This is a genomic window from Bacillus sp. FSL W7-1346 (assembly GCF_038593335.1).
GTDB classification, from domain to species: domain Bacteria; phylum Bacillota; class Bacilli; order Bacillales; family Bacillaceae; genus Bacillus; species Bacillus altitudinis.
Genome location: NZ_CP151988.1, coordinates 293,815 through 314,145 on the forward strand (window position 1 = coordinate 293,815; position 20,331 = coordinate 314,145).

Annotated in this window: 21 protein-coding genes; 16 read left to right on the forward strand and 5 right to left on the reverse strand. The window is 42.3% G+C overall.

Annotated features, from left to right (window positions below):
• Positions 1-269: 269 nt before the first annotated feature.
• Positions 270-1,199, forward strand: a complete 930-nt coding sequence (locus tag NST09_RS01590) for an aldo/keto reductase (RefSeq protein WP_007498377.1) — start codon at positions 270-272, stop codon at positions 1,197-1,199.
• Between the two features lie 35 nt (positions 1,200-1,234).
• Here the strand turns inward: NST09_RS01590 and NST09_RS01595 are convergent, their stop codons facing one another.
• Together NST09_RS01595 and NST09_RS01600 are read right to left on the reverse strand one after the other, a co-directional pair.
• Positions 1,235-2,029: a GHKL domain-containing protein gene (locus NST09_RS01595; protein ID WP_342493269.1), complete on the reverse strand. Its 795-nt coding sequence runs from the start codon at positions 2,027-2,029 to the stop codon at positions 1,235-1,237.
• A gap of 182 nt (positions 2,030-2,211) precedes the next feature.
• The gene (locus tag NST09_RS01600) at positions 2,212-2,913 is read right to left on the reverse strand and encodes a LytTR family DNA-binding domain-containing protein (RefSeq protein ID WP_017358602.1); all 702 of its coding nucleotides are present in this window, start codon (positions 2,911-2,913) and stop codon (positions 2,212-2,214) included.
• Positions 2,914-3,073: 160 nt separating this feature from the next.
• On the opposite strand from NST09_RS01600, the gene NST09_RS01605 reads away from it, so the two are divergent.
• The 4 genes from NST09_RS01605 (at position 3,074) to NST09_RS01620 (ending at position 5,755) form a co-directional block, all read left to right on the forward strand.
• The gene (locus NST09_RS01605; RefSeq protein WP_041508193.1) at positions 3,074-3,814 is read left to right on the forward strand and encodes an ATP-binding cassette domain-containing protein; all 741 of its coding nucleotides are present in this window, start codon (positions 3,074-3,076) and stop codon (positions 3,812-3,814) included.
• Positions 3,814-4,995, forward strand: a complete 1,182-nt coding sequence (locus NST09_RS01610) for an ABC transporter permease (protein ID WP_050826896.1) — start codon at positions 3,814-3,816, stop codon at positions 4,993-4,995. The genes NST09_RS01605 and NST09_RS01610 overlap by 1 nt, the downstream gene beginning before the upstream one ends.
• Before the next feature lie 172 nt (positions 4,996-5,167).
• Positions 5,168-5,479 carry a hypothetical protein gene (locus NST09_RS01615; protein ID WP_017366552.1) on the forward strand — a complete coding sequence of 104 codons (312 nt, stop codon included), beginning with the start codon at positions 5,168-5,170 and terminating at the stop codon, positions 5,477-5,479.
• A gap of 42 nt (positions 5,480-5,521) precedes the next feature.
• Positions 5,522-5,755 (forward strand): hypothetical protein, encoded by a 234-nt coding sequence (locus NST09_RS01620; protein ID WP_227820658.1) that lies wholly within the window; start codon positions 5,522-5,524, stop codon positions 5,753-5,755.
• Between the two features lie 29 nt (positions 5,756-5,784).
• Here the strand turns inward: NST09_RS01620 and NST09_RS01625 are convergent, their stop codons facing one another.
• Complete coding sequence (locus NST09_RS01625) at positions 5,785-6,846, reverse strand: DUF4352 domain-containing protein (RefSeq protein ID WP_007498351.1); 1,062 nt, start codon at positions 6,844-6,846, stop codon at positions 5,785-5,787.
• A 539-nt stretch (positions 6,847-7,385) separates the two neighbouring features.
• Here NST09_RS01625 and NST09_RS01630 point away from each other — a divergent pair.
• Positions 7,386-7,814 (forward strand): cell wall hydrolase, encoded by a 429-nt coding sequence (locus tag NST09_RS01630; protein ID WP_008342138.1) that lies wholly within the window; start codon positions 7,386-7,388, stop codon positions 7,812-7,814.
• Between the two features lie 112 nt (positions 7,815-7,926).
• The gene (locus tag NST09_RS01635) at positions 7,927-8,709 is read left to right on the forward strand and encodes a glucose 1-dehydrogenase (RefSeq protein WP_017366553.1); all 783 of its coding nucleotides are present in this window, start codon (positions 7,927-7,929) and stop codon (positions 8,707-8,709) included.
• Between the two features lie 19 nt (positions 8,710-8,728).
• Here NST09_RS01635 and NST09_RS01640 read toward each other — a convergent pair whose 3' ends face one another.
• Both NST09_RS01640 and NST09_RS01645 read right to left on the reverse strand, forming a co-directional pair.
• Positions 8,729-9,769, reverse strand: coding sequence for an acyltransferase family protein (locus NST09_RS01640; protein ID WP_035703090.1), 1,041 nt, complete (start codon positions 9,767-9,769; stop codon positions 8,729-8,731).
• 213 nt (positions 9,770-9,982) lie between these two features.
• Positions 9,983-10,975: an LLM class flavin-dependent oxidoreductase gene (locus tag NST09_RS01645; protein WP_342493270.1), complete on the reverse strand. Its 993-nt coding sequence runs from the start codon at positions 10,973-10,975 to the stop codon at positions 9,983-9,985.
• A 417-nt stretch (positions 10,976-11,392) separates the two neighbouring features.
• On the opposite strand from NST09_RS01645, the gene NST09_RS01650 reads away from it, so the two are divergent.
• The 9 genes from NST09_RS01650 (at position 11,393) to NST09_RS01690 (ending at position 20,329) form a co-directional block, all read left to right on the forward strand.
• Complete coding sequence (locus NST09_RS01650; protein WP_017358594.1) at positions 11,393-11,995, forward strand: TerD family protein; 603 nt, start codon at positions 11,393-11,395, stop codon at positions 11,993-11,995.
• 20 nt (positions 11,996-12,015) lie between these two features.
• Positions 12,016-12,597: a TerD family protein gene (locus tag NST09_RS01655; protein WP_008342133.1), complete on the forward strand. Its 582-nt coding sequence runs from the start codon at positions 12,016-12,018 to the stop codon at positions 12,595-12,597.
• Positions 12,598-12,638: 41 nt separating this feature from the next.
• A complete protein-coding gene (locus NST09_RS01660) occupies positions 12,639-13,217 on the forward strand; it encodes a TerD family protein (protein ID WP_007498343.1) in 579 nt (192 codons plus the stop codon).
• Positions 13,218-13,357: 140 nt separating this feature from the next.
• Positions 13,358-14,137 carry a TerC family protein gene (locus NST09_RS01665; RefSeq protein WP_008342130.1) on the forward strand — a complete coding sequence of 260 codons (780 nt, stop codon included), beginning with the start codon at positions 13,358-13,360 and terminating at the stop codon, positions 14,135-14,137.
• An 82-nt stretch (positions 14,138-14,219) separates the two neighbouring features.
• Positions 14,220-15,413, forward strand: a complete 1,194-nt coding sequence (locus NST09_RS01670; RefSeq protein ID WP_017358591.1) for an HpcH/HpaI aldolase/citrate lyase family protein — start codon at positions 14,220-14,222, stop codon at positions 15,411-15,413.
• Positions 15,397-16,728: a phosphoribosyltransferase family protein gene (locus tag NST09_RS01675; protein WP_224559460.1), complete on the forward strand. Its 1,332-nt coding sequence runs from the start codon at positions 15,397-15,399 to the stop codon at positions 16,726-16,728. The genes NST09_RS01670 and NST09_RS01675 overlap by 17 nt, the downstream gene beginning before the upstream one ends.
• A complete protein-coding gene (locus tag NST09_RS01680; RefSeq protein ID WP_138825003.1) occupies positions 16,721-17,830 on the forward strand; it encodes a cysteine protease StiP family protein in 1,110 nt (369 codons plus the stop codon). Before NST09_RS01675 ends, NST09_RS01680 begins: the two co-directional genes overlap by 8 nt.
• On the forward strand, positions 17,827-18,642 hold the full coding sequence (locus NST09_RS01685; RefSeq protein WP_342493271.1) for an HAD family hydrolase: 816 nt from the start codon (positions 17,827-17,829) through the stop codon (positions 18,640-18,642). The genes NST09_RS01680 and NST09_RS01685 overlap by 4 nt, the downstream gene beginning before the upstream one ends.
• Positions 18,643-18,712: 70 nt before the next feature.
• A complete protein-coding gene (locus NST09_RS01690; RefSeq protein ID WP_096880960.1) occupies positions 18,713-20,329 on the forward strand; it encodes a YceG family protein in 1,617 nt (538 codons plus the stop codon).
• Positions 20,330-20,331: the final 2 nt, after the last annotated feature.

Below are 20,331 nucleotides of genomic sequence, written 5' to 3' on the forward strand. Positions count from 1 at the left end.
ATACTAGTTAATAAGAATTAATTTATCTATTTATCATGAGTTTTAAATGTTTTGTGTGTAAAAATCTTGAAACGGAGGTAGTTTTCATTTCAAAAGATGTGTTAGGATTCACATCGCAAAACTTTTCGTTTAAGTGTATCTTCATCATACGAATCTTTTTCTTTCAAAGCGTCCACCTCCAGATTGATTTTAAGAGAGCAGAATACTTGAATGTTGAAAATGATTCATGGGAAAATAAGGATGATTAAGCAGATAAGGGAGATGAGCTTTTGAAAAAAGTAACGCTTGGACGAACTGATTTACAGGTGAATCCGATAGGGCTTGGAACAAATGCAGTAGGCGGGCATAATTTATTCCCGAATCTGAGTGAAGATGCAGGGCGGGAGCTGGTAGAAACAGCTCTTGATCATGGTGTCAATTTCTTAGATTCTGCTTTTATTTATGGGCTGGGCCGTTCAGAAGAATTGATTGGTGAGATCATTGCCAAAAGAGGCGGCAGAGACGAACTGGTTCTTGCGACAAAAGGGGCTCATAAAGAGGTAAACGGGCAAATCGAACTGGATAATAGCCGAGATTTCTTAAGACAGCAAGTCGAAGACAGCCTGAAGAGGCTCCAAACCGATTATATTGATTTGTACTATATGCATTTCCCAGATGGCCGCACGCCGCTGGATGAAGTGGCAGGTACTTTAAAGGAATTGAAGGATGAGGGGAAAATCCGGGCAATTGGGGCATCAAACCTTGATTTTGAACAGCTTCAAACCTTTAATCGAGATGGATACCTAGACGTGCTTCAATCAGAGTATTCTCTGCTGAAACGTCAGGCAGAGCAAGACCTGCTCCCATACTGCGTGGAGCATGGGATTTCCTTTATCCCTTATTTTCCATTGGCGTCAGGCCTGTTGACTGGGAAGTTTACAAAGGATGCGACATTTGATGATATTCGAGCAAAGGACCCGCTTTTCCAAGGCGATGCTTTCCTTCAAAACCTCGAAAAAGTAGACAAACTGAAGGCCATTGCGCAATCAAAACATGCCGAAACAGCCCATGTAGCGCTGGCGTGGCTGTTGGCGCAGGATGGCATTGATGCCATTATTCCTGGTGCAAAACGAGCCGAGCAAGTCTTACAAAACTTGAAAACAAACGATGTTCAATTAACAAAAGAAGAAATCAACGAAATCGATCAGATCTTTTCTTAATATAAAAAATAAGGTGCCAAGTAGCACCTTATTTTTTATGCCATTGTGAGAGGAATCTTGATCACGAGCCTCAGGTTTGGAGAACGATACGTAAAATCAAGCGTGCCGTCTGCCTTTTCAACAAGCTGATGAATGATATAAGTACCCATACCTTGATGATCACCGCCTTTTGCCGAGCGGCCAAACGTCTTGAACAGATGATCTAATACGTGTTTTTCCATTCCCTTCGTACTGTTTTCACAATGAATCAAAAAGAGCCCGCTCCGTATGGAAGTCATGACCGAGATGCTTCCTTCGTTCCCAGCTTGCTTCGCTTCAATGGCGGCATCTAATGCGTTATCAAGCAGGTTGCCAGTAAAACTCACCTGATCCGCCTTAGAAAAAGGCAGAGAAGAAAAGGGTGCTTGAAGATCTAGTGAAAGGGCGATGTCCTCTTTTTCAGCCCGCTGGAAAAAGGAATGAAGGGTGGAAGCCAAATAAGCATTTTCCCCTTTGATCCAAGGGAAATGTTTCACGTATTGCTCAATCAAATCTTTGATCTCATGCTCGTCATTCGATGCGGAAAAGGCATTTAAATGTCTAGCTGTTTCATGTTGTTTACTTCGCAGCTCAAGCAGCAAGTCATTGGTTCTCGACTCAGCATGAATCAGCTCTTGAAGCCGTCCATTTAATCGTTGCTCCGTTTGCATCATCTTGATGGAAAGGAGATCGGCTGTCAAAATGATGATGACAGTTAAAAGATGGCTTAGTCCATTTCCGTGCGTGAGAAAAAGTGAAATGCCTGAGCAGGTAATGAGCACAAAAGCGCCTAATATCATGTAACCACTCATAACTAGCCAAAACCTTTTGTAAATGAAAAAGGTGTAAAGGCACAAGATGCAAAAGGTCAGAAGCCACACCATGCTTGATGACAAAGGCAGAACAGCGTTAGCAGCAGCATGAACTGCAAGACCCAGCCAGATGAGCGTATATATGCGAAATCCAAGATAGCAAGCGTTCACGTTCGTTCTCCTTAAAAGTAGTATTTCTTAAAGTATTCTAATTGCTGCTTCGTCATCATGGCTTTTTTATCAGTCCCTTCAAAAGACACGATAAATGAATTTTTGGCATACGCCGAAAAGTTCTTGATATAATGAATATTGATGATAAACGAGCGGTGGGAGCGGATAAAGTCTTTCTCAGCTAAATCACCTTTTAACTCGTTGAGAGTTTGGTATGTTTGAATATCTCCTGTTGTTGTGACAATGGTCGTCGACCTGCCAGTACGTTCAACAAAGATGACATCCTTTTTTTGCAGTACATGGATATCTGATTGCTGCTTGATGAGAAGCCGTCCGTGAATGCTTTTCTCCTGCTTGGTGGACATGTAGCGCTCTAAGGATTTGGCGATTCGATCAGCTTGATAAGGCTTCATAATATAATCATGGACATTCAAATCAAAGGCATGGACAGCATACCCACTGTTTCCCGTCACAAATACAACATCCACATTCAGTGCATGAGAGTGAATAAGGTCTGCTAATTCATAGCCTGACATGCCAGGCATCTCAATGTCTGCAAACAATAGATCAATGTCGCCCTGTTTGACCTTCTCATATGCCTCCTCCGCTGACTGCGTCACAAAAACGATGTCAACGGCATCCATTCTGCCGACAATGGCATGCAGCTTTTCTAAATCCACTCGGTAATCATCGACAAGACCTACTTTTATCATAAAAATCACCTATGACTCTTCTTATTATTTGTCTATTTTACCATTTGTTTTTTAAAATGGATCATTTCAAGACAGAAAAAGGACGTTTCGCGACATTTTTATGTCAGACAGGCGGTATTTTTTCTATCATAGACGTAGATAGTCGAAAGGGGCGAACCAAATGATTACTCTCAGCGATTGTAGTTGCTGGTTTACAGATAAGAAAAAAGTCGTAAAGGCGATGAAACATATGACATTCTCCGTGAAGGAAGGAGAAGTCGTCGGCATCTTAGGAGAAAATGGAGCGGGGAAAACCACATTACTACGCGCCGTTGCCACATTATTAGAACCTACGCACGGATCAGTCACTGTCGCAGGCTTTGATACAGTCAAAGAAGCAACTGAAGTGAAGAAGCGAATTGGGGTCTTATTTGGCGGTGAGACGGGACTTTATGACCGTTTGACGGCTCGTGAAAACCTTGAATACTTTGGGAAATTATATGGCTTAGATCAGCATGAAATCAAAGCAAGAATTGAGGATTTGGCAAAGCGATTCGGGATGAGGCAGTACATGGATCGCAAGGTAAAAGGATTTTCAAGAGGGATGAAGCAAAAGGTGGCGATTGCCAGAACATTGATTCATGACCCTGACATTATTTTGTTTGACGAACCGACAACAGGTTTAGATATCACATCGAGTAATATTTTCAGAGAGTTTATTCATCAGTTGAAACAGCAAAATAAAACGATTCTATTTTCAAGCCACATCATGGAAGAAGTCAGCCTGCTTTGTGACAGTGTCATGATGATACATCAAGGGGAGCTCGTGTACAAAGGAACGCTTCCAGAATTATATGCACAGGAACAAAGTGAAGACTTGAATTACATCTTTATGTCGAAGCTCGCAAGGGGGAATGCATAATGTGGAAAACCGTCTTTTTAAAAGAAATGACAGATTCGCTCAGAGACAGGAAAACGTTGCTCTTAACAGTGTTGATCCCTCTTTTGACGATGCTCGGACTCGTGTTTTTCTACGAAAGCATGATCGCTGATCCAGGCGATAAAACGTATACAGTCGCAATCAATGAAAAGCTTCCGTCCGATATGAATGATATGATCAAAGAAGTGAAAAACCTGAAACTTGAAACATTTGATGACCCGCAGCAAGCCGTTAAAGACGGTGAGGCAAATGCTTATCTAGAAATGCCAAAAGATGCAGGCGATATGCTTCAGCATCAAACATCGTTTGCCATTAAAGTCCATGGGTATCCAACAGATGATGATTCCGTGATTGCGGTTCAAATGCTGCAATCATTGCTTGAACAATATCAAAATCAAGTCGTAGAAAAGCGTTTGGCACAGGATCAGATCAAATCGTCAGTGATTCATCCGTTTGAGGTGCAATCGGTTGATGTGCAAGAAGGAGAGGACGGGGACGGAGAAAACGGTGTGACCACCATGCTGCTGTCGATTCTCCTTCCAATGATTTTAGTGACGTCCGTGATCTCAGGTGCTTTGCCAGCTGCTCTTGATATCGTAGCAGGTGAAAAGGATAGAAAGTCAATTGAAGCTTTATTCCTGACACCGGCCAGCAGACTTCAGCTTTTGATTGGAAAATGGCTAGCTGTTTCTATGTTTGGTATATTAAGTGGCATTGTGGCGATTGGTATGCTGCTGCTCTCTACATTGCTCTTTACAGAAAAGCTGAAACAAGCGCTGAACTTCGGAGATCAAGTGTGGAGCATCATCGGTGTTATGTTTGCGGCATTAATTATTTTCTCATTCATGGTATCCATGATTGAACTGCTGCTCAGTGTCGTTTCAAGCTCAGTGAAAGAAGCACAATCGTACATGTCCATGATCATTACACTAGGTGTGATTCCGATGTTTTTCACCATGAGAGCAGGCGCTATGCAGCTAGATACGTATTACTTTGCGATCCCATTCCTTAATATTCACGCACTATGCAAGCAATTGATGTTTGGCATCGTTGACCCAATGTCGATTGGCCTGACGCTCGGCTCCTCGGCGCTGACAGTGATGATCTTGTTTGTCATCGTGAGAAGTTTGTTTATGAAAGAGAAATGGATGCTTGCGAAATAGAAAGAACATTTCATTGATAGAAATGAAGAACTTGTAGATTTTTTCTACAAGTTTTTTGTTTTGTATGTTTAAGTGAGTGATAAAAAAGGGATCACAATGTGAATGAGGTGATAGAATAAAAATGCTCAGTCGTGTAAAATTGACTTCATTTCACTTAAAAGGGGTTTTGTATATGAGTGATCAATTAGAAGATGATGATGTTTTGGGGTTATGTAATATATATGCTCAGCAAACACATCATTTTGAAGCTTTCATTTTAGGGAATAAAAAAGGACTGATAGAATTGAGAAATGCAATTGATAGAGCTTTAGAAACAGGTAGTTCTGTTGCACATTTATTCCCATCTGACTATGAAGGCGATGAGCAAAGTTTCGAGAAATTAATCACTCCTTATGTAGAGGAATACATACAAGAAGATGATGCAGTTGATCCGATTGACATCATAAAAGGATATGATGCTGAAAAGGGGAATTCATCTTCATAGTATGTTGTATCCTTTTGTCAGTATAGGCCTTGTAATAAGGAGGTGCGAAAATTGCCCGCAGCTTTCAGTTATGGAATCACCTGTTTCATCGCTTTTCTACTAATCATTTTCGTTCTCACCCATAAAAAACTAGAAAAAAAACTAGATCTCACAATTTTGATCGTAGTAGCCACCACATTATTGATGGTGAATGTCTTGTGGGTGTGGGTCACCATTTTCTTCCTTACTTGCTTGTATGTCGGAATCAAATATAGACATCAATCGAAAAAAGACTAAAGAAAACCCCCGGGAACCGGGGGTTTTCTTTAGTTCTTGATGAACTTTTCAACCAATGAGCTTGTTTTGTAGTCGTTCAAATCAAGTTTCCATTGGTCGATATCGTTTTTCTTCATGTTCACTTCTACTGTTTCTTCAGAAGATGATGGTCCTAATTTTTTAAATTCATCTGGATAGATAGAAAGTAGATATTTCTGAGCATCATCATAAGATGCTGTACGGTTTTTGCTGTAGAATTCAGTTGCTTTTTCTTTTAAACGATCGACAAGCGGGCTTGCATCAATTGGTGTAAGTGTCACAGTCACGACAGCTTTATCACCGCTGATTGATTTTGTTTTCGTTGATACTTTTGATTTTTCAGCTAATGTTTCTTTCACAGCTTTTAGAAGCTTATCAAGGTTTTCGTCTTTTGCTGAGCTAGATGAAATACCAGAAGAAGAAATATAGCCTTGTTTGAATGATTTATCAAATTCGTTTACGACAGTTGATTTGTTATCACCTGTTAGTTTTTCGAAATCGTCATTTTTCTTACCAAAAATCATGACATCAATATAAGAAGAAAGGGCTTTTGCAGACGCTTGAAGTGTATCTGCCTTTTTCATCAAGTCTTTTCCTTTAATATCGAATTCTAGTGTTTTGTCATCTTTTTTCGATCCAGAACCAGGCTCTGTGTAAACCAATTGATAGTCTTTTTCTTTATCAACCACAAAGAAAAGACCACCTTTTGATACTTTACCTGCATTTAGAGAGCTTGAAGATAATACTTCGTTGTAGTCATCAGGAGAGATGGTAGACACCTGAGCGTCATCTTGGTAAAGCGTAAAGTTGCTTTTATCCACATTCAATGGTTCTTTGCTGATGTTTTTTACAGATACATTCACTTTTAGGACATACTGATCATCCTGAACAGATGTATCGTATTGAGGTGGTAAAGTGTACTCAGCACTTTCTACTTTTACTTCAGCTGCATCAAGAGATTTTTTTGTATCGCTTTCTTTCGCAGCAGTTTTGTCTTTTCCACCACTACAAGCAGCAGCGACAACAGTTACACACAAAATCAGAAGAAACAGGGATAATTTCTTTTTAAACATGAGATGTTTTCCTCCTCGGGTTTTATGGTGAATTTCATTGGAAAGCTTTAGTTCATATCGTTCTTTTTGCACAAAAAGAAAAATACTGTATGTTTTTTACTGTAGAATGAAGCGAAAGTACTGTCAATACCTCAGTGCGTTCGAAAGGTTCATCCACTTCAAGTAGTAAAAATGACACTATGTTGAGAGGAGAAATGTGTATTTTATTGTTTGAAATCTCCTGTAAAAACTCAACATTTTATATTTTAAGGTTTTGAGTCGGATTATTGAATAGGTTCAAATGACTGTTTTTGAAGAAGATGTAGCAAATAGAAGGATTTTTATGACTTGTAAATGAGTCGTTAGTAATGAATATTTTTTCCTGTGATGTGTATGATCACTAGGTTTGTGTGTTGTTGACATAGAGACACTTGTCCAGCGAAATGTTGAGGTATTTAGACAGGCTCTCGACACGGAATGTGTCTTTTCCCTTCAAAATGGCAGTCATCTACACAGAAACCCTACATAAAATAAAAGAGAAATGAATGGGAGGTGGATGTATGGCAGTGGTAAGAGCGACAAGCTCTGATATTGATTTAATGGCCAGACTGCTGAGAGCCGAAGCGGAAGGTGAAGGGAAACAAGGGATGCTGCTTGTAGGAAATGTAGGCATCAATCGTTTGCGTGCCAACTGTTCTGACTTTAAAGGGCTGCGTACGATTCCACAAATGATTTATCAGGAGCATGCGTTTGAGGCAGTCACGCATGGCTATTTTTATCAGCGAGCACGAGAAAGTGAAAAGACACTTGCACGGAGGAACATTAATGGTGAACGATTTTGGCCTGCGAAATTCAGCCTTTGGTATTTCAAACCGCCTGGAAATTGTCCATCCACTTGGTACAATCAGCCGTTTGTGGCAAGGTATAAGTCACATTGCTTTTACCAGCCCACAGCTGAAACATGTGAGAATGTTTATAACACCTTTTAGCTTGATGAACAGCACAATCCTTTGTATTCAAGAGGATTGTGTTTTTCTTTTTTTCAAAATGGGTAACCATTGTGTATCAACAAGATGAAGCACGTGATTGGAGGAAATGAAGATGTATCAAGATTTAAAAGGGAAAACAGCCATTGTGACAGGTTCTTCTAAAGGCATAGGACAAGCCATTGCCTTGAGATTTGGACAAGAACAAATGAACGTGGTTGTGAATTATAAAGGCGATGAAGAGGGGGCTGAAGAAACAGTACAAGCCATTCAACAGCATGGAGGTAGGGCGGTGAAAGTACACGCAGATGTCTCCAAAGAGGAAGGAATTCAGGCGTTAATGGATGCCGCGCTGGAGAATTTTAACGCACTAGACGTGTTCGTCAATAATTCAGGCTTTAACGGTGAAGAAGCAATGCCGCATGAAATGACGTTGGAACAATGGCAAAAGGTCATTGATGTGAATATCACAGGCTCATTTTTAGGAGCAAAGGCAGCGATTGCCTATATGATGGAGCATGATGTGAAAGGGTCAATCTTGAATATATCCAGTGTCCATCAAGAGATCCCGCGTCCGTTCAATGTTCATTACTCTACTTCTAAAGGAGGAATGAATATGATGACGAAGACGCTGGCTCTTGATTATGCCGAAGCGGGTATTCGGGTCAATGCGATTGCACCAGGTACAATGGCAACGGAATCAAATGACGACCTTCAAGATGAACAGAAAAAACAAAAGCAACTTGAGAAAATTCCAATGAGAACGTTTGGCGATCCGAAAGAGATTGGGTCCGCCGCTGCATTTCTCGTATCGAAAGAAGCGGCCTATATTACAGGTACTACATTATTTGTTGATGGAGGAATGACGCTTTATCCTTCTCAATTAAATGATGAATAATAGAAAAACATCCGCCCCATTAGCCGGCGGATGTTTTTTCTTTGTAGCGGTGTGCTGACTTTGCTGGTTTGCCGAGCAGCATAGGATACTTGCTCAAGAAAGAGATACATGGCACCATGAGCAGCAATGTACCGATCGTATAAAAGAGCGTCCAAGAAAGCTGCGCTGTATCAGAGATATTGATGCCTAGTCCGTAATAAACAAATGCCTTCATGATATCGATACCGGCAAATTGCAGGACGAGAATCACAATGGAATGACGTCCGAGATACGTCAATATCGTGGACGTTTTCAATTTGAAGCTTAAATAAATAACAGCAGCTGAACCGAGCAGTGCACAAGCATAAAAAATGAATAGATCCCCATAGTCATTGACCCGCATATCAATTCGTGAATTAAAGCTTTGCATATATGCAGTCAGTACAAGCAGACCTGTACATAACAGAAGGGTAGGATCTGTTTTTAATTCCACAAACCATTGTTTTGCTAAAAATCCGATTGAATAAAACACAACAGCCGTTAACGCAACATTGGCATTCCAAGGGAGACTCTGGTTTAACAATAGCGTGGAAGCATATCCGGCTCCACCGCAAAGGACGGTCAGTAACATCAATACAGCTGGTTTTCCTTTTGTCAGACGATGCATTAAGAAAAACAACATTTCCACTAAAAAGAGCGTCGTTAAAAACCAGATGGCTGGGTTATGCGTCAGTCTTGCTTCATCGGCATTTGAAATGAAAATTCCCGTAAATGGAACGAAGGGATCAATATCTGTTTGCCCCTTAAAGGCGAAAAATCGGGTCACCGTGAACCAGAAAACGTACGTAATAATGGAGAAATAGAGATAAGGTAAGAGCAAGCTTTTCGCTTTTTTCTGTATAAATGATATAGCAGGTTGTGAGGATGATCGAAACATCATACCTGATAGTAAAAAGAAGAGTGGCATATGAAATGAGTATATAAATTGCTTGAATGAATCAGGAATGGGTACATGTGCCATAACGACGAGCAGAATGCCGATTCCTTTAGCCGCATCCACCCAGTCGAGTCGTTTATTCATGGCCAGTCATCTCCTTCCTTCTCAGCATTGTAAACCGTTACTTCATATGTACCTCTACTATATAAAAGGTACACCTACAATGCGTTTACAGTTCGCTAACGATTAGAAGACACATTTGCGATCAGATGACAGAAGGAAGCTTTTTGACATCTCGATGTTACATTTCCCATTTTTTATAACAATGTAAAAAAAGAAGCCAACGAAAGATTGGCTTCAAAATAGTTCTGCGATTCGTTCAAAGGAACGCTGTTTTTCCATTGGATCAAATGAATTGTTTAATATCATCATCTCGTCCGTTTGATAGCGGTCCATTAAGATTTGCAGCTGTTCTTTCACTGTTTGCTTTGAGCCAACAATCATTCGCTGGCGGTTTTGTAACACTTTTTTCTTTTCTTGCTCAGTGTAATGATAGTTCTCTGCTTCTTCTATAGAAGGAACGCGACTGTCCAGCCCTTTTTCAACCCGAAGTAGCCATAAGTCTGTACTGGTGGCAATGCGGCTTGCTTGCTCGTCTGTGTCTGCACAGATCACAAAGACAGCAAACATAGACTGAGGCTGACGTGAGAAAACGGATGGAGAAAAGTGTGACCGATACGCTTCAAAAGCTTGCCGGCCTCGTGCAGGATGAATAAAATGTCCGAAAATATAGTTGATTCCAAGTGATGCCGCCTGGATGGCACTGTTTTCCCCGAGTCCAAGCAGCCAGACTGGCGGATAAGAATCAATGAGCGGAGCCGCTTTCACTCCTGCATGCCGATGACCAGAAGGCAGGCTGTCAGATAAGTAAAAAAGAAGGTCCTCCAGCTGGCGGTCAAATTGAGACAGTTCTTTCTTCACGCCGTCTGTCAAAGCGAGTCTCGTCCGTTCAATTCCGCCTGGGGATTTACCAACCCCGATCTCAATCCGCCCAGGGTAAAGGGCTTCAAGCTGGCGGGTGACTTCTGCTACTTTAAAAGGGCTGTACTGCGGGAGTAAAATCCCCCCAGAGCCTGTGCGCAATGTCGATGTGTGTGAAGCAATATGTGCCATTAATATTTCAGGCGCTGTACTCGCGAGTCCTCTCGTGCTATGGTGTTCAGCAAACCAATACCGCTCATACCCCAGTGTTTCCGCAAGCTTGGCCAGCTCTGTCGTATGAACCAATGTTTCTTGTGCGGATTGGCCTTTAGGGATGGCGACTTGATCTAATATATGAAGTGATGGCATCATCAACACCCTTTCATCAATACGTTGAATTCTATCCATAAGTATAAAGAAAGTCATGAACGGAAGGAAATGAAAGGGTTTATCACAGCTATGTACATGAATTTTCTATATCAACATATGAAGTGGGTGCGCGCCCTGTTTTTAAGCGAGAGGCTGTGTAACGGGAACATTCGACAATGTTTCACATGAAACACTTCTTTTACGACATGAATCATTTTTGTCATGGATCTTTCTTTAAAAAAATATCATCATATTGAAACCTCTTTTATACATAGATCGTATATACTAGTAAATAGAAAAAAGAGTAAGAGGCTCCAATGTCATTTCATGAATTTTGTCGAATTTTCATGTATGATGATTTTAATAGGGTCCATCGCTTAATAAATAGATTTTTATTATGCTGGAGGAGTGATTGATTTGGCGATTACATTAGAAAAAGGTCAACGTATTGATTTAACAAAAGGAAAAGCAGGACTAACCAATATTCTAGTTGGACTTGGCTGGGACCCTGTGTCACAAGGTGGCGGTTTTCTTGGAAAGCTGTTTGGCGGAGGCGGCGGTGCTGATATTGATTGTGACGCTTCAGTGCTGATGCTGAAAAATGATAAGTTTGTTGAAAATAAAGATTTGATTTACTTTGGTAACTTGAAAAGCAAATGCGGCAGTGTTGAGCACACAGGTGACAACCTGACAGGTGAAGGAGACGGAGATGATGAACAAGTCCTCGTCAACTTAAGCAAGGTACCAGGCAATGTGAATAAATTGGTGTTCGTTGTGAACATTTATGATGCACTTAGAAGAAACCAACACTTTGGTATGATTCAAAATGCTTACATCCGAATTGTTGACCGTTCAAACAATCAAGAATTAGTGAAATATAATTTGAAAGATGAATATGCAGGTAAAACATCATTAATCGTTGGAGAGCTTTATCGCCACGAGAATGAGTGGAAGTTTGCAGCTGTAGGAAATGGTACAAACGATGCGAAGCTTGCCGATATTACGAGAAACTACATTTAATTAGAAGGGAGAGGTTCCTAGTGGGAATTTCTTTAGCGAAAGGTCAAAAAATTGATTTAACAAAAACGAATCCAGGTTTAACAAAAGTAGTCGTAGGTCTTGGCTGGGATGTAAACAAGTATGATGGCGGACATGACTTTGATCTAGACGCAAGCGTATTCCTGTTAGATGCAGCAGGGAAAGCAAACTCTCCATCTGACTTTGTCTTCTACAATCAAACAACTGGCGGTGGCGGAAGTATCGTACATACAGGCGATAACCGTACAGGTGAAGGAGACGGAGATGACGAGCAGGTCAATGTTGATCTTTCAACTGTACCAGCAAGTATTGAGAAAATCTCCTTCGTCATTACAATCCATGATGCAGAAGCACGCAGCCAAAACTTTGGACAGGTGTCTAACGCTTACGTCCGTATTTTAAATGCGGCATCAAATGAAGAGCTCATTCGCTATGATTTGGCAGAAGACTTTTCAATTGAAACAGCGATTATTGTAGGTGAATTATACCGTCATGGCGGAGAGTGGAAATTCTCAGCTGTTGGATCAGGCTATCAAGGCGGACTTGCCCGCATTGCAACAGACTTCGGCTTAGATATCGGGTAACGCCCGTTTTCATATTTTCAGGAGATAGGAGAGATACGAATATGGCGATTCAGCTTTCAAAAGGACAACGTGTCGATTTAACGAAAACCAATCCAGGGCTGACAAAAGTGATGATCGGACTTGGCTGGGATACGAATAAATATTCAGGCGGAGCCGAATTTGATTTGGACGCTTCGGCTTTCTTAGTAGATGCAAACAATCGTTGTCAACAAGACACAGACTTCGTGTTCTATAATAATCTGCAGCATCCAAGCGGTAGTGTTACTCATACCGGTGATAACCGTACGGGTGAAGGAGATGGAGATGACGAGCAAATTCTCGTTGATTTCTCGAAAATTCCTGCTAACATTGATCGTATCGGAATTACAGTGACGATTCATGATGCAGAGGCACGTAGCCAGAATTTTGGACAAGTCTCTAATGCATTTGTTCGTGTTGTAAATGAAGAGGGCGGGGAAGAATTGATTCGTTTTGATTTAGGGGAGGACTTCTCAATTGAAACAGCTGTCGTCGTATGCGAACTATACAGACACGGCAGCGATTGGAAGTTTAACGCAATCGGAAGCGGATTCTCTGGCGGACTTGCTGCTCTTTGTCAAAATTATGGGTTAGAAGTGTAAAGAGAAGAAACAACTTCATTCAAGAGGCGCTGCCAATGACTCATATGAGGGTATTTTCCAAAGTGAGAAAGAAACAGCGATCAAGAATAACAGCAGGCGAAAGCCTGCTGATGCTTCTACACTTATAGGAGGAAAACCAGTTGGACATTTTGAAACATATGTTGGACACGTATGCCTCGTTTTTTGATTGGCATATGTGGGCAGAGGTATTAACAGACCCTGTCTCTTGGGGGCTTATTGGGACCCTTGTCGTGCTTGAAGGTTTGTTGTCAGCGGATAACGCACTTGTATTAGCTGTTATGGTGAAACATTTACCTGAAAAGCAGCGTAAAAAGGCATTAACCTACGGATTAATTGGCGCTTATTTCTTCCGTTTTCTATTCATTGGCGTAGGGATGCTGCTTATTAAGTTTTGGTGGATTAAGGTTCTAGGCGCTGCATACTTGGCTTGGCTGGTCATTAAGCACTTCTGGTTAGGTGACGGAGATGACGAAGCGAAGGAATTGAAAAAAGAAGGCTGGATGATTCGTGTATTTGGCGTCTTCTGGGCAACTGTTATTTCTGTAGAAATTATGGACCTTGCCTTCTCGGTAGATAGTATTCTTGCTGCATTCGCTGTATCTGAGGAAGTATGGATTCTTCTTTTAGGTGGAATGCTTGGAATTCTCATGATGCGTACAGTGGCACAATTATTCCTTGTGCTCATCGACCGTATACCAGAGCTTGAGAATACGGCATTTATTCTCATTGGAATTATTGCCATCAAAATGGGCTTAAGTGCTGCTCATATTGAAATCCCGCATCTCGCATTCTTTGCGATTATTATCCTAGCGTTTATCGGAACGTTTATTGTTCATAAAATCAATAAGAAGAAGCATCAAGGTGTAACAAACGAAGCTGCGGCTTCAAAAGAAGAATAGGACGATCAAAAAGGAATGGAGTTGACTAGCGGCTCCATCCTTTTTTGAATCATCAAGTCATTACAACAGGAGGTGGCACTGCATGCGATATTTTCGTTTTTTATCAGAGACGAGGCAGCACGATATTTTTTTTAAGCGGCCGGCGGCAGTTCATTCATTGACGCCAAGGCATGTACTTGCGCATGCATTAGGTGCTACTTTGTATATGCCTGCGACAAGACAGGATGTAGCAGACATGCTGCTTTCGCAGAAATATGAAGCGCTTTGCTCTGTTGTGTTTTGCTTGGAGGACGCCATTGGTGATCAGGAAGTGGACATGGCTGAACAGAATATAGTGGCACAATTGACCTGCCTTTCTGAGACAATTCATCAATCTCCAGAAATGGCTGAGCATTTGCCGCTTTTATTTATTCGGGTTCGTTCGCCCAAACAGCTGCTCAAAATGGCAGATTTGCTCGGTTCCTCTCTTCATTTACTGACTGGTTTTGTGTTTCCAAAGTGCTCCGTTCACAATGCAAAGGAATATGTAGACAGTTTGAAACGAGCTTCAGCACAAACTCAGAAAACACTATACGGAATGCCCATTTTAGAAACACCAGATTTATTAGAAAAAGAAACGAGATATCAGGTGTTGTCTGAGTTAAAGCAGATCATGCTGAATGATGAGGAATATATTTTGAATATTCGCATTGGGGCAACGGATCTGTGTGGATTGTACGGCATTCGCCGTGATCGCGAGACCACCATTTATGAGATCAGAGTCATTGCTGAGTTGATCACAGATATCATCAATTATTTTGGTCGTTCATTTGTGATATCAGGAGCTGTATGGGAGCATTTTGGACCGGCACGAAAAGAACAAAATCCATTCATCCGTGCAATTTCTAAGAGTGGTGAGTCTTTATCATCTGAGCTCGATCATATGCAAGGTCTGCTCAAAGAGACAAGGCTGGATGTGGTAAACGGTATTCATGGCAAGACAGTCATCCATCCAACGCATCTCAAGCCAGTTCAAAGCATGTACGTTGTCACAAAGGAAGAGTACATGGATGCATTAAGTATTTTAGAGCATGCAGATGGTACAGTCGGCGTGATGAAGAGTACCTTTTCTAATAAAATGAACGAAACGAAGCCGCACTATCGCTGGGCGGAAAACATTTTAATGAAGTCAGACATTTACGGGGTGTTTCATGAAAATAGAAGCTATATCGACATACTCACAGAATCAGAAGCCGCATACGCTGAACATCTTGGAACATATGGAGGTGGAGCTTAACCTCAAAGAGGGTACGCTTCAGCTTGAAAAAGAACATCTTTTTGACATGGCGGCACGGGTGAACAAAAAGAGAGCCTTTTTATTTGTTAGCAAGGTGCTCGGGAAACATATGCCTGTTCACCCGTTGAAGCCACTCCTCGTCTCAGGTCTTTTGGCAATGGCTTATGCAAAAGAACAAACAGGCAAGACGCCCCCGCATCAAGACGATGTAGTAGAAGCACTAAAAACGAATGATCATGTTAAGTTAACTGAAGCCTATGCTGCGCTCAAAAAAGAGAAGCTTTCGGCGGTAAACGAGCCGATTGTGATCGGCTTTGCTGAAACGGCAACAGCGCTTGGTCATGGTGTGTATGACGTCATAGAAGGAGCATCTTACATTCATACGACACGTGAACAGCTGTTGGATCTTGATCCTTCACTCGTATTTGAAGAGGAACATTCTCATGCGACAGATCAGCTTTGCTACGCAGATGACGCCTTACTTCGGACGGATCGCCCGATTGTGCTAGTAGATGATGAGGTCACGACAGGCCGGACAAATATGAATATCATTCGGGATCTGCACGCAAAGCACCCTAGATCCTCTTATACGATTCTATCCATTTTAGATTGGAGAACAGAGGAGCACGAGGAAGCGATGCTTCAGCTTCAAGAGGAGCTAGGGGTAAATATCACATCATTATCTTTATTAAAAGGGCAGATGATGTTTCGGGGGACAACGCTGGATGAGCCTGCTTATTCGTATGAAATTGCTGCGCAAGAGAAAAGACCTGAACTCTCTTTTCATTCTCTTCAATCCTTCTTTAAGCAAGTGCCATATTCACTTTCCCATGCAGTCAATCCGGCGGGGCATTCGCCGTATATCCATGAAACAGGTCGTTTCGGTTTAAGCGCAGTGGACACGGACGCCATTGATCAAGCAACTGCTGAGGCTGGGCTGAAGCTTCAGCGAGAACGAAAAGGAAAACAGACACTCTGCTTAGGAACAGGAGAATTGATGTATGTGCCGATGAGACTTGCAGCTCATATGGGCGAAGGTGTCCTTTTTCATTCGACGACAAGAAGTCCGATTCATCCGGTTGAAAAGGAAGGGTACGCTGTTCAAAACGGATTCGCATTTTTGAGTCCAGAGGATGCCCGCATTCAGCACTACGTGTACAATATCCCTAAAGATCAGTACGATGATGTCTTTTTGTTTTTTGAGAAAAAGGTGTCTCAAGAAGCTTTGATGCCGCTGATCCACTTATTTGCCGAGCGGCATGTGAAGCATGTGCATATTGTGACTTTATCAGATGAGGTGAAGGTGAATGGCTAACGTGTATACAAAGATGGGAAGCTATCCAGAGCAGGACGTAACCTTCTTACTCAAGGATTTATCATCGATTGAGATGGAGAAAAGTACAGAAGAGCGGGAGCGCTCTATTCAAAGCGGTGCCCATTACTCAGAAATGCTGCCAATTGAATATAAGCCGACGGCATCTTATATGGACTTATTCTATCAATCTCTTGAAGAAAGTAAGCAAAAGGTAGCGGAAGCCGTAGCGATTGTCGCAGAACAAATTGTGAAAAAGCGAGGATTTCAAACCGTTCTGTGCAGCTTGGCACGGGCTGGGACACCAATCGGGGTGCTCATTAAACGGTATATCAGAAAGACGTATGGTCTCGATTTGCCGCATTATAGCATCTCTATTATTCGTGACCGTGGAATAGATGAAAATGCGCTGCATTATATCCTCAAAGAACATCCAGGTTTTGAGATTGCCTTTATTGACGGTTGGACTGGAAAGGGTGCTATTTCCAAAGAGCTTCAAAAAGCGGTGCTCGATTTTGAACAGAAATATGGAATTCGTCTTTCGAGTGAGCTGGCTGTGCTGGCTGATCCTGGTTATTGTACGAGTGTTTACGGAACGAGAGAGGATTTCCTCATTCCAAGTGCCTGCTTGAATTCAACGGTCTCTGGTCTAGTTAGTCGAACGGTGCTAAACAACCGCTGGATCCATGCCGATGATTTCCATGGGGCCAAGTATTATGAAGAGCTCATTGATGAGGATGTCTCTAATCTGTACGTTAATACAATTGAAGAAGCATTTTCTGAACTTAATGCAAATGTACAAGAGAAAGCAGAGACCCTGCTCGCACAAGGAACGCCTCCTGACTGGCGAGGGATGACCTCCATTGAAGCGATTGGTCAGGAGTTCCAAATTGACAATACGCATTTGATTAAGCCAGGCGTCGGTGAGACGACCCGTGTGCTGCTCAGAAGAGTCCCTTGGAAAATACTTATTCAGCCTGGATCTCGGGAGAAGCTCAAGCACATTTTACTACTCGCAGAGGACAGAGGCGTGCCCGTCATTGAATATGCCAACATGTCCTACACATGCTGCGGACTCATCCGCCCGTTGGAGCAATCGTCATGAAGAATATCGCATTTGCCAGTGATTTAGACCGGACACTGATATACTCACATCGAATGCTGGAGCAGTATGCATACAAGGGAGCATACGAATTAATTGAGGTGCTGGACGACCGGCCGCTTTCCTACATATCTATTGAAACGAAAGCATCCTTGCAGGCAATTTATCAAGCAGGCTGGTTTATCCCAGTGACGACAAGAACGACAGCACAATTTGAACGAATCACTCTCTTTCAGCAAGAGATCAAACCAGAGTATGCCGTCACGACAAACGGCGGCTGTATCCTTCATCATGGCAAGCCGCTTGAGGAGTGGCAGGCGATTGTAGATGAGAGACTGCAAGAGTGTATGCCGGTGAGAGATATGCTGAGGGCGATCTCTGAACTTCCGGTTGCCGCTTGGGTGAAACGTACTCGAACAGCTGAGGGAAGATTTCTTTATTTAATTATGAAAGACGAGTTTCTTTCTCATATTCCGCTTGCTGAATTAAGGCTGTGGGGTGAGGAGAGAGGCTGGCAGGTTTCCCTTCAGGGCCGGAAGCTATATTTTATTCCAAAGCCGCTCAATAAGTGGGCTGCTGTTGCTTTTCTAAAAGAAAGGCTACACCTTGAATATGTATATGGTGCGGGCGACTCCTTGTTAGATGTTGATCTCATACGTCAAGCGGATAAAGGCTTCGCTCCGAGTCATGGGGAAGTCTTAGATGTTGATCTATCGCTTGAACCGACGACAGCCTCTGGCATGGCGGCGGCAGACGAAATCGCCGCTTCTGTCGCAAAGAAGATGAACACAGCAAAAAAGCCTTCGATTCGATAGCAGAAGTAGAAGGCTGAATGATATGATAGTAGTAGCTTTCTAGAAAATATAGGAGAAAGGAAGGAGCGGCGTGAGTTATAAAGAAATCAACGTAACCCAGACACGGGCGAAACAGGAAGCCTGGAAAAACCTGCTGAAAAAGCCGCTCCCTGAACGAGACGGCTACGTCAAGGACGAGCACACCTTATCCTTGCCGCGTCTCGCCGCCCGTGTCCTTGGAACTCCGCATGATGCAACCGATTATTTTATTTATTTACATGAATTATACGAAACTGACGGCATGCATATTTTAAGTGAAACCCTCAACCGGCATATTGAGCCGGAGCACTTTCAAGCGCTCCAGCGGATTCATATGATCAATCAGGAAGAAAAGGGATTGTCCGTGAATCGATTTGTGGCTTTCTTAGACGGTGAACAGCTCATTGTCCGTCATCCAAACCCAGTGATGAACCGGCATATTCGCCTTTCGTTAATCCAGGTGTTTGAACATTTCAAGCAGCTGCATGAAGGGGGATTCCAGCATCCTGATTTCCGCCGTGTGCTGCTAGATGTGGTGAAGTTTTCAAATAATCATCTAGGACCATGGCTGAAGGAAGGCAATATGGAAGAAAAAATGCCAGCTGTCATTTGGTATGGAGAGGCGAATAAAAGTCAGCTTTATTTTCTTTACTATGTCATGCTGATTGGCTGTGATGTGGTGCTGTTTCATCCAGAAGGCAAGGATCAATTTCGTGAATTAGATCCAGAAGAAAAGCTGACTTTTATTGATCAGTATCCAGGGACGTCAAAGCTTGAACCGTTCCCTACTGAAAAGCCTGAGAGGAAATCAACGGTGGCGTACCGTTCGACAAGAGAGCTTGAAGAGGTACTTCACACAGAAGATTCCATGCTGTATAAGCCATGGCAATTCAGAGATCATACTCCTCATTCCATTACGCTAAAGACAACGTATGATGAGCTGTTTTTAATTGCAAAGGAACGGTCGTTTATCCGCCCGAATTTCAAAGCAGACCGTGACACCATACAGATTCCGAATCTTTTTGCGAAGATGATGGGGGTGACGAGAGACAAGCGAGAATATTGGGACCGTATTCATACGCTAATGGAGGGGAAAGAAACGAAAACGATCCGTCATTTCCCTTTCACACAAGAAGTGTCTTCGAATTATCAATTTCATTATCAGCATGCACTCTCTAAAGCAGGAGAGGTTGACCCTGATTTGTTAATGAAAAGCAATGTGTGGCAGTTCTCGCATTTGTATGAGGGCACGCAGCGTGCGATCGCAGAGGCCATTTCTCGCATTTGTCAGCATCCGAAGCTGTTAAAAGAAGGCCATGAGACCGAATTAGATGTGCGTATTTATTTATTCAAGCAGCTTTTGCATATGAACCAAGATGTAATTGAACTCATTCAAACCTTTGATTATGCCCAAACTGTGCCGAAAGTGATTTTATACCATACGGAATATAATGGTGAGCTGACTCGTTCTGATGCGGCTGCCCTGATTTTCCTAAATGAAATGGGTGTGGATCTCTTCGTGTATCATCCCGCCGGCTATCAGTGTATAGAGCGGTATATAGACGATCAATTATTTGATACACATTGGCTTGATGAAATGGTCATGAACCAAGAGTTTAAAGAGCCGTCCATTGTGAGAAAGTTATTTCAATCCATTAAAAACCGATAAGG

Excerpts from the sequence above, each read along its gene's own strand:
- NST09_RS01595 (WP_342493269.1), bottom strand. The coding sequence starts at position 2,029 with ATGAGTGGTTACATGATATTAGGCGCTTTTGTGCTCATTACCTGCTCA.
- NST09_RS01600 (WP_017358602.1), bottom strand. The coding sequence starts at position 2,913 with ATGATAAAAGTAGGTCTTGTCGATGATTACCGAGTGGATTTAGAAAAG.
- NST09_RS01605 (WP_041508193.1), top strand. The coding sequence starts at position 3,074 with ATGATTACTCTCAGCGATTGTAGTTGCTGGTTTACAGATAAGAAAAAA.
- NST09_RS01610 (WP_050826896.1), top strand. The coding sequence starts at position 3,814 with ATGTGGAAAACCGTCTTTTTAAAAGAAATGACAGATTCGCTCAGAGAC.
- NST09_RS01615 (WP_017366552.1), top strand. The coding sequence starts at position 5,168 with ATGAGTGATCAATTAGAAGATGATGATGTTTTGGGGTTATGTAATATA.
- NST09_RS01625 (WP_007498351.1), bottom strand. The coding sequence starts at position 6,846 with ATGTTTAAAAAGAAATTATCCCTGTTTCTTCTGATTTTGTGTGTAACT.
- NST09_RS01630 (WP_008342138.1), top strand. The coding sequence starts at position 7,386 with ATGGCAGTGGTAAGAGCGACAAGCTCTGATATTGATTTAATGGCCAGA.
- NST09_RS01635 (WP_017366553.1), top strand. The coding sequence starts at position 7,927 with ATGTATCAAGATTTAAAAGGGAAAACAGCCATTGTGACAGGTTCTTCT.
- NST09_RS01640 (WP_035703090.1), bottom strand. The coding sequence starts at position 9,769 with ATGAATAAACGACTCGACTGGGTGGATGCGGCTAAAGGAATCGGCATT.
- NST09_RS01645 (WP_342493270.1), bottom strand. The coding sequence starts at position 10,975 with ATGCCATCACTTCATATATTAGATCAAGTCGCCATCCCTAAAGGCCAA.
- NST09_RS01660 (WP_007498343.1), top strand. The coding sequence starts at position 12,639 with ATGGCGATTCAGCTTTCAAAAGGACAACGTGTCGATTTAACGAAAACC.
- NST09_RS01670 (WP_017358591.1), top strand. The coding sequence starts at position 14,220 with ATGCGATATTTTCGTTTTTTATCAGAGACGAGGCAGCACGATATTTTT.
- NST09_RS01675 (WP_224559460.1), top strand. The coding sequence starts at position 15,397 with ATGGAGGTGGAGCTTAACCTCAAAGAGGGTACGCTTCAGCTTGAAAAA.
- NST09_RS01680 (WP_138825003.1), top strand. The coding sequence starts at position 16,721 with ATGGCTAACGTGTATACAAAGATGGGAAGCTATCCAGAGCAGGACGTA.
- NST09_RS01685 (WP_342493271.1), top strand. The coding sequence starts at position 17,827 with ATGAAGAATATCGCATTTGCCAGTGATTTAGACCGGACACTGATATAC.